The organism is Bacillus sp. (in: firmicutes) (genome assembly GCA_017656295.1).
GTDB lineage: Bacteria > Bacillota > Bacilli > Bacillales > JACDOC01 > JACDOC01.
The window spans coordinates 22,603-29,183 of record JACDOC010000028.1 but is presented as its reverse complement, the minus strand read 5'-3'; the positions used below and the strand labels follow the sequence as shown (position 1 = coordinate 29,183).

The 6,581-nt window shown below is 37.9% G+C and carries 6 protein-coding genes, 1 tRNA gene and 1 pseudogene; 7 read left to right on the top strand and 1 reads right to left on the bottom strand.

Annotation, left to right across the window (positions count from 1 at the left end; genetic code table 11):
• Nucleotides 1–76 (top strand) — tRNA-Ala (locus H0Z31_15105).
• 135 nt (nt 77–211) lie between these two features.
• Here H0Z31_15105 and H0Z31_15100 read toward each other — a convergent pair.
• A complete protein-coding gene (locus H0Z31_15100) occupies nt 212–409 on the bottom strand; it encodes a transposase (GenBank protein ID MBO8178753.1) in 198 nt (65 codons plus the stop codon).
• Nucleotides 410–661: 252 nt separating this feature from the next.
• Between H0Z31_15100 and H0Z31_15095 the strand changes: the two are divergent.
• The 6 genes and pseudogenes from H0Z31_15095 to H0Z31_15070 all read left to right on the top strand — a co-directional run bounded on the left by H0Z31_15095 (nt 662) and on the right by H0Z31_15070 (nt 6,560).
• Nucleotides 662–1,436: pseudogene (locus H0Z31_15095) on the top strand (YhfC family intramembrane metalloprotease).
• A 161-nt stretch (nt 1,437–1,597) separates the two neighbouring features.
• On the top strand, nt 1,598–2,494 hold the full coding sequence (gene rocF / locus H0Z31_15090) for an arginase (GenBank protein ID MBO8178752.1): 897 nt from the start codon (nt 1,598–1,600) through the stop codon (nt 2,492–2,494).
• A 301-nt stretch (nt 2,495–2,795) separates the two neighbouring features.
• Nucleotides 2,796–3,359, top strand: a complete 564-nt coding sequence (gene sigW, locus H0Z31_15085) for an RNA polymerase sigma factor SigW (protein ID MBO8178751.1) — start codon at nt 2,796–2,798, stop codon at nt 3,357–3,359.
• Nucleotides 3,360–3,373: 14 nt separating this feature from the next.
• Nucleotides 3,374–4,012: an anti-sigma factor gene (locus H0Z31_15080; GenBank protein ID MBO8178750.1), complete on the top strand. Its 639-nt coding sequence runs from the start codon at nt 3,374–3,376 to the stop codon at nt 4,010–4,012.
• 501 nt (nt 4,013–4,513) lie between these two features.
• Nucleotides 4,514–5,341 carry a TIGR00159 family protein gene (locus H0Z31_15075; GenBank protein MBO8178749.1) on the top strand — a complete coding sequence of 276 codons (828 nt, stop codon included), beginning with the start codon at nt 4,514–4,516 and terminating at the stop codon, nt 5,339–5,341.
• Complete coding sequence (locus H0Z31_15070; protein MBO8178748.1) at nt 5,334–6,560, top strand: YbbR-like domain-containing protein; 1,227 nt, start codon at nt 5,334–5,336, stop codon at nt 6,558–6,560. The genes H0Z31_15075 and H0Z31_15070 overlap by 8 nt, the downstream gene beginning before the upstream one ends.
• Nucleotides 6,561–6,581 lie beyond the last annotated feature (21 nt).

Here is a 6,581-nt window from a genome sequence, read left to right as displayed (position 1 = left end):
GGGGCCTTAGCTCAGCTGGGAGAGCGCCTGCTTTGCACGCAGGAGGTCAGCGGTTCGATCCCGCTAGGCTCCACCATCACACTACATATCGGTAATGAACTCCCCTTAAGCGATTAATGCTTAAGGGGTTTTTTTATGGCTCTATAATGGTTCTATGTCAATTGTTGGGGTGCACTTGATGTGAAGTGCACCTCTTTTATATGTATGAAAGTTAAATAAGTGAGCATAATACCTTATTTCTGAGTCGTTGAAAGTTGCGAATGCCATAAGACATTCGTTTAATAACTTTAATTTTATTGTTAATCCCTTTTAAATAACCGTTTGTGTAGGGATGAATAAACGAATTAATGATTTCTTTTTCCCAGCTTTTAAAGTTCGCTTCATGTACTGATATTCGTCCAGTCCTGATTCGTCAATCGCTTGATACAGCTGTTCCAAGTTAGATCTTACATTCTGCTTATTGCTTTGTGTCATCCATTTTTTAAAGACTCTTTCACTTGATAAGCTTTCTTTATATCGGGGGACAACTCTAAATAATTTCAAATATTATAGCAACCAATTAAAAATAAAGGTATTTACTAAAAGCAAAAAGAATATAATGTAGGGTCGTTTTTTGCGCGGAACAGGTTTAATTTGTGGCTAAAAAGGAGGTTTTATTAAAATGGTCAGTTCGTTATCCATTACAGGGATGGTCATCCAGTTATCTATTTCTATATTGTTTCCCATTGGGTTAATTATTTTTCTTCGTAAAAAAGGTCTTTTTTCATGGAAACCGTTTGGTATTGGGGTTTTAGTGTTTATTCTATTTGCTCAAGTATTTGAGAAAATTTTACATGTCGTAATGATCGAACCGTCAGGTCTTTCGTTAAAATGGTCGGATAGTACGTATTTATTTGTTTTATATGCTGTTTTAGCAGCTGGTATCTTTGAGGAATTCGGACGTTATTTTGGTTTTAAGTGGTTGTTAAAAAAACACCGTGAATACAAAGACGGGTTATCTTTTGGATTAGGTCATGGAGGGATTGAAGCGGTTCTTATTGGGGGATTAGCTGCTGTCAATGCGATTGTTATTGCTTTTATGATCAATTCCGGTGCATTTGATCAAACGATTGCTCTGAACTTGCCAGCGGAGCAAGCAAATTTAATAAAAGAGCAACTATTAGGTGCAACGTTTGGTGAGTTTCTTTTAGCTGGTTTCGAGCGTGTAGCGGCCATTACGGTTCATATTGCGTTATCCCTTCTTGTACTCCTTGGAATACACAATAAACGGTTTGTGTATGTGTTATATGCGGTTCTTTTACACGCTCTATTTAGATGTGGTACCAGCTTTATATCAAGTAGGCGTTATAACGAATATATGGGTAGCTGAAGTGGTAATTTATCTGTTTGGTATTGGGGCTTTCTTTTTCATTCGTAACCTTAAAGAACAATTTTAATTGTGCGCACTAGTTTTCTAGTGCGTTTTTTCATTTCTTTTCATTATTATTCCTTTTCTGAACGTTTGTAATCGTATATATATTCATAATTTTGTCGAGTTGAGTCATCTTATGTTTACAAGATACAATGAAAGTAATAATGGCAGGGAGGAATGATAGTCATGAAGAAAATTTCCATCATTGGTGTACCTATGGATCTTGGTCAAATGCGACGAGGGGTAGATATGGGACCGAGTGCGATTCGGTACGCAGGAGTGATTGAGCGTTTAGAGAACATTGGTTACGAAGTTGAAGATCTTGGTGATATTGAAATTGGACGTGCTGAACGTGTACATACAGGAGAAACAAATTTACGCAATTTGAAAGCGGTTGCAGAAGGGAATGAACGCTTAGCAGCAAAAGTAGATGAAGTGGTACAAGGCGGCGCATTTCCACTGATTTTAGGAGGAGATCATAGTATCGCGATTGGTTCATTAGCAGGAATTGCAAAGCATTACCATAATCTTGGAGTCATTTGGTATGATGCGCACGGGGATTTAAATACAGCGGAAACATCTCCATCTGGGAACATTCACGGAATGCCTCTAGCGGTTAGTTTAGGAATTGGCCATCCAACGTTAACTGATTTACATGGGTATTCCCCGAAAGTGAAGCCTGAAAATATTGTTATTATCGGGGCACGTGCTTTAGATGAAGGAGAAAAAGAACTAATTAAAGAAAAAGGCATTAAAGTTTACACGATGCATGAAATTGATCGCTTAGGTATGACCTATGTCATGGAAGAAGCTATTTCATACTTAAAAGAACGTACCGACGGAGTTCATTTGTCACTAGATTTAGATGGACTTGATCCAATTCACGCACCTGGCGTGGGAACACCAGTAAACGGTGGAATCAGCTATCGTGAAAGCCATTTAGCGATGGAAATGTTAGCAGAGTCCGGAATTATTACATCTGCAGAATTCGTTGAGGTAAACCCAATTTTAGACGAAAAGAACAAAACCGCTTCCGTTGCAGTCGCCCTGATGGGATCTTTATTCGGTGAAAAACTATTATAATCGTAAAAAGCAGTAGAGAAATCTACTGCTTTATCTTTTGGATTGTCTGCTAGAAAGTCATTCAAAGCATGTGTCCGAAAGTACAGACATGTCCAGTGCGTTAGACAACCGCCTGAAAATCTCCATTTTGTTCTCCACCAATTTTCCAACTCAATCTTCATCCAAAAAACAATCTCACATTTTAAAATAAGACTTCAAAAATAGTAAAAATTTGTTAGGATAAAATAGATGAAAAAAATGAAACTTTATCGCTATTTATTCGTATAGGTGATTAGCCCCTATACAGGGCGGAGGGTAATGTATGGATGCAATAGTAAAAAAAAGAATTAAGCAAGTGTTAAAAGGCGATCAAAGTGCTTATAGTGAAATTGTTGAAATGTATAAAGACCAAGTGTTCCAAATTTGCTATCGCATGCTTGGGAACCGACATGAAGCGGAAGATATGGCGCAAGAAGCGTTTATTCGCGCCTACGTTAACATTCAATCATTTAATCAAAAGAAGAAATTTTCAACATGGCTTTATCGTATTGCCACGAATTTGTGTATTGACCGAATAAGAAAGAAAAAGCCGGACTATTATTTAGATGCGGAAGTCGAAGGAACCGATGGACTAACGATGTATTCCCAAATTCCACACGACGGAAAATTACCTGAAGAAGAAGTCGTAGGCTTAGAGTTGCAAGAAACGATTCAAAGGGAAATTTTAAAGCTTCCAGAAAAATATCGATCGGTCATTGTTTTAAAATATATAGAAGAATTATCGTTACAAGAGATTAGTGAAATTTTAGACTTGCCATTAGGAACGGTAAAAACGAGAATTCATCGTGGACGAGAAGCACTTCGCAAACAATTACGTCATGTATAGAGAGGGTGAGAAAGATGAAACCGTGTCCCCCGAAAATTGTTGAATTTATGCATGAATATTTAGATGAAGAACTTTCAGCTGATAAGGAAAAATTTTTACGAGATCATTTACAAACATGTAAAGAATGTCAACATCATTTTCACGAATTAAAAAAGACAATTGCCTTAGTTCAAAGTACATCTCATATAAAAGCACCTGATAATTTTACAGAAAGCGTGATGCAAAAATTACCGAAAGAAAAGAAAAAAGTAGGCATCAATCGCTGGTTCCGAAACCATCCGTTTTTAACTGCAGCCTCGCTCTTTTTTGTACTAATGATGGGAAGTTTAACAACGACATGGAACGAAGACCAACAATTTTCTTTTACAAAGCAACCGAATTTAGTCGTTGAAAATCATACGGTCATCGTACCAGAAGGAGAAGTAGTCAAAGGAGACATCGTCGTTCGGAATGGGGATATTCGGATCGAAGGTGAAGTAAAAGGAAATGTCACGGTCATTAACGGTAATCAATATTTAGCCTCTGCTGGAAACGTTACAGGCGAAATTGAAGAAATTAATCAAGCGTTTGATTGGTTATGGCATAAATTGAAAGAAGGATTTAAAGAAGCAATGCAATTGTTTGAGCGGGAACCTGTCTTAGAAGAGGAATAAAGTAACTTAAAAGGCTGCTTTTTTACATGGATAAAGCTAGTAAAAGGTAGGAGTCTTTTGGAAGTTAGGGAAGTGGCCTTTTTAATCATCTTTGTAACACTATTTATTCCCGCATTATGGTTGGCTGTAATGAAATATATGACTAGTTATCCCAATAGGGGGCAGCGCTTATTTTTATTATTTGTCCCTGTGATCTTCATAATGTTCGTTAATACTGTTTTCAACGATAAGCGTGTAGAAGACTATTTGTTTTTCATCTTGATAATTCATCTTCTCATTGTATGGAGTTACAGTAAGGAAGGAACGTAAACAAAACATGCGCGAATAAGGACCATTTCATTGGTCCATTTTCTTTTGCACAAAGGAAGACACAAAGGAAGAATGATAAAAAAACAGTGTTTTCTCCCATTATTGGTCTGACGTCAAGTTATGATATAATAAAACAGTTAAGAGATAGAAGTTGAACTATTCGCTCGGGAGTAAGTAAATGGAGGATGAAGCATGCCGTTCTCACAGTTTACCATATTGGATTACCTATCCAATATTTTAGATATATTACTCGTTTGGTTAGTGATTTATAAATTAATAAAAGTGATTCGTGGGACGAAAGCCGTCCAATTATTAAAAGGGATTTTTGTTATTGTTATCGTCCGTTTTCTAAGCGAATTTTTAGGGTTTAATACGCTCAGTTGGATGCTTGAAAAGGCCCTTACTTGGGGTTTTTTAGCGGTCATTATTATTTTCCAACCAGAATTAAGAAGGGCGTTAGAACAATTAGGTCGGGGACGGTTGTTCACACGCAGTAATCAAGAGGAAGAAGAACGTAAAAAGATGGTCGAAGCCATTGTAAAGGCTACGAATTATATGGCGAAGCGACGAATTGGTGCCCTCATATCGATTGAGCGGGATACCGGTATGGGAGACTATATTGAAACCGGAATCTCTCTCGACTCAAATCTATCCTCGGAATTATTAATTAACATTTTTATTCCAAATACTCCATTGCATGATGGTGCGGTGATTATTCAAAAACAAAAAATCGCCGCGGCTGCCTGCTATCTTCCATTGTCGGAAAGCCCATTTATTTCCAAAGAACTTGGAACTCGACATCGGGCAGCGTTAGGAATTAGTGAGGTAACGGATAGTGTGACGATCGTTGTCTCCGAAGAAACAGGAAGCATTTCCATTGCGAAAAACGGAGAGTTGTATCGGGATTTGTCACCGGGGGCGTTTGAAGAGTTACTTTCACACGAACTGCTCCTAACGACGAAAACGAAACAATTTTCCTCACCGCGATGGACCTTTAGGGGGAAGAAAAGCAATGGATAAATTAATGGATAGCAGATGGTTTATGAGGATTATTTCCCTCATTTTAGCGATTATGTTGTATTTGTCCGTTAATCCTGAACTAGAGAAATTAGGAACATCCGCCCTCAAACAATCCGACAATACGGAGACCATCCGGGGTGTTCCTGTTGAGGTTATTTATGATTCTGAAAATTTAGTTGTGACAGGGGTTCCGGAAACAGTCGATGTGACGATTGAAGGACCAAGAAGTATTGTTCAATCAACGAAAGCGTTGAAGGATTTTCGTATTTACGTGGACTTGACCAATGCCAATATCGGTGTATCACAAGTACCGATTAAATATGAAAACATTTCGGATAAACTAACGGTAAGAATCGATCCAGCGTATGCCACCGTATCGATTCAAGAACGAGTAAGCAAAGAATTTTCCGTGGAAGCAGAATTTAACAAAAATCAATTAGCAGAAGGATTTATTGCGGAAACGCCGATTATTCATCCAGAAAAAGTGACTATCATCGGGGCAAAAGACGTCATCGACCAAATTAGCTATGTCAAGGCAACGATTGATTGGCAAGGAAAAATTGGTGAAACGATATCAAGGGAGGCTTCTATTCTTGTATTGGACCACAACTTAAACAAATTGAATGTCATCGTTCAACCAAAAACGGTCCAAGTGACTATTCCAGTAAAAAACCCAAGTAAAACCGTACCGGTTCGAATTAAAACATCCGGTGAACTACCAGGTGGAGCCGAACTAATCGAAGTGGTTCCTTCAGTCAAAGAAGTGACGTTGTATGGGTACGAAGAAGTGTTAAAAAACATTGATGCACTAGAACTTGAAGTAGATTTAAGTAAAATAAAAGAGACAACCGAAATTACCTTACCGGTTGAATTACAAAAAGGATTAAATAAAGCGAGTGTTCCAAATGTCACCGTTAATGTGAAAATCGATCCAGTGGAAAAGAAAACTTTTGAGAATATAGCGGTGAAAACAGTGGGATTAAGCACATCTTATGAAATGGAGTACGTGGATGAAGGACAAGTCGACTTGACGGTTCAAGGACTGAAAAGTCAAGTCGACCAACTGCAAGTAGATGACTTCCAAGTATATGTAGATGTTTCCAAATTAGCTGTTGGTGAACATGAAGTAACAATTAAAGTCGAAGGACCTGAACAAGTGATATGGACATTATCCAAGCCAACGCTTCAAGTGAAAATATTTGAAAAACAATCAGCGTAAGAGAATACTTGAGTATGAAGG